The organism is Niastella sp. sgz303648, assembly GCF_059587045.1.
The window spans coordinates 1-2,196 of the sequence record NZ_JCAPSW010000048.1; the positions used below are offsets into that span (position 1 = coordinate 1).

Consider the following 2,196-nt stretch of genomic DNA (forward strand, 5'->3'; position numbering starts at 1 on the left):
TAGCTTTACGTACACACCCACAAACATTGAGTTTTTCAGGAAGGTATTGATTAAAAGGGGCAAGTTTTAATAATATCATAAAAAGTATTATATTTATGATAAATGGAAAGATCGCAGAACTCGGAATTGGCCAAACGCATAAACCAGGCGTTTACTATGCTGCAAAAGGACAAGCCTCAGCCGCAAATCGTAGAACGCTTGATACAGAAGTATGGAGTGTCTCAAATCCAGGCTTATCGTTATATCCAATTAGCAAAGGAGATCAACGAGAAAATGGCGATACCGGAAAGTTCTGTAGTGTTTACCGTAAAACTGCCACCTACACTGATCAGTCGGATAAAGAAATTATCGGGATCCAAAGGGCTATCGATCAGCAAAGTGGTCCATACAGCGCTGGAAGAATACTTAGCCAAAAAGGATCATGCCAAAAAAGGAGAAACAAGTTAAGGTATCATTTACCTATGATCGTTTGTGGGAGCAAAAGCTTTCGCAGGTTTACCATCTCCTTGTTCCAGCGGGCATGCCTGTTGTTTTCGCTGAACAATCTTCTAATGAATTAATAGAAAAAACTTCAGTATATGAAAACAGCAGCGATATATACGAGAGTATCGTCCGATCAGCAGAAGGACAATAAGACGATTGGCAGTCAGGTGGATGAATTATTACATTTTGCGCAGGAGCAGGGCTATCTAGTTCCGGAAGAATATATATTTAGAGATGAAGGGTACAGTGGAGCCATACTGGTTCGCCCGGGTCTTGAAAAAGTAAGAGACTTGAGTGCAGAAGGACAGATACAGGCAGTGTTAATTTATAGTCCTGATCGGTTGAGCCGTAATTATGCATACCAGGTAGTATTAATGGATGAATTTGCATCATGCGGTACAGAAGTATTATTTATCAACTCTCCCAAAGCAGATACACCTGAAGAAGCTTTGTTGTTACAATTCCAGGGAATGATTGCCGAATATGAGCGGGCAATTATTAAAGAGCGATCACGCAGAGGCAAAAGATTTAAAGCAAAGTCAGGCGTAGTGAGCGTGTTATGCGGAGCACCGTATGGATATAATTACATTAAAAAGACGGATGATACGGCAGCTTACTATGAAATAAATGAGCAGGAAGCTTCCGTTATAAGGGAAATGTTCCGGATGTATACTGAAGACTTTTGTGGTATAGGTACCGTTGCAAGAAAGTTTACTGCTGAAAAAATACCAACAAGGAAAAATATTGGAAAATGGGAGCGATCAGTTATCTGGGCAATGTTACGTAATCCTGCTTACACAGGTAAAGCCTGTTATGGTAAGACTGAGCATGCGGAACGTCAGCGAATCACAAAACCATTGAGGGCAAAAGGAGGTTTTGTAGCACAAAATGGCTGCAACAGGGAGAAGCCAAGGGAAGAATGGATTGAGATACCTGTGCCTGCCATAATCAGTCAGGAAACGTTTGATATTGCGCAGGAAAGATTAAAGAGTAATAAGCTTCATTCGCAGCGGAACACAAAAGTAGAGACGTTACTGCAAGGGATGATGGTGTGCAGTGAATGTGGTTATTCTTTATACAGGACGCATACTACCACATCGGCTAAAAAGAAGATATATTATTATCGGTGCTTTGGATCGGATGCTTATCGCTTTGAAGGCGTGCGCAAATGCAACTGCAAACCAGTGAGACAGGATTATCTGGATAATATTGTGTGGCAGCAAATAGTGCAATTATTGGAAGATCCAACCCTTATCCAAAGGGAAGTGGAGAAACGCGTAGAAGAGACCAGGAATGCTAGTCCCGTGTTAAAGCAAAAGGATGCCATACTGAAGCAGCGCAACAAATTATCCCAGGCAATGGATAAGCTATTGGATGCCTACCAGGAAGGTCTCATTACAATTGCGCAATTAAGAAAAAGAATGCCTGAATTGCAAAAGAGGATAAATACAACAGAGAAAGAGTTGGAGAACCTGAAAAATCATGAACTGGCGTTGGATCAGCGACTTCAATTACTGGATGCGGAGAGTTTTACCAGCCAGTTAGGAGTAAATGTTAATGAACTGGACATAAAAGAAAAAAAGAAGATTTTAAGACTGTTGGTAAAGGATGTTGTAGTTGGGGATGATATTATAGATATCAGGCATTCTATACCCTTAAAAGAGGGTAAAAACGAGCAAGATGATAAAAACTACCAATTGTGTACGAGGAGTA

2 protein-coding genes are annotated in these 2,196 nt (G+C 40.8%); both read left to right on the top strand.

The genetic code is table 11. The features are described from left to right. The first annotated feature begins 156 nt into the window (after positions 1-156). The gene (locus tag AC59IL_RS38820; RefSeq protein WP_496557648.1) at positions 157-447 is read left to right on the top strand and encodes a ribbon-helix-helix domain-containing protein; all 291 of its coding nucleotides are present in this window, start codon (positions 157-159) and stop codon (positions 445-447) included. A gap of 131 nt (positions 448-578) precedes the next feature. Continuing rightward, positions 579-2,196, top strand: a 1,618-nt coding sequence (locus AC59IL_RS38825; protein ID WP_496557649.1) for a recombinase family protein, incomplete at its 3' end; no start/stop codon positions are given.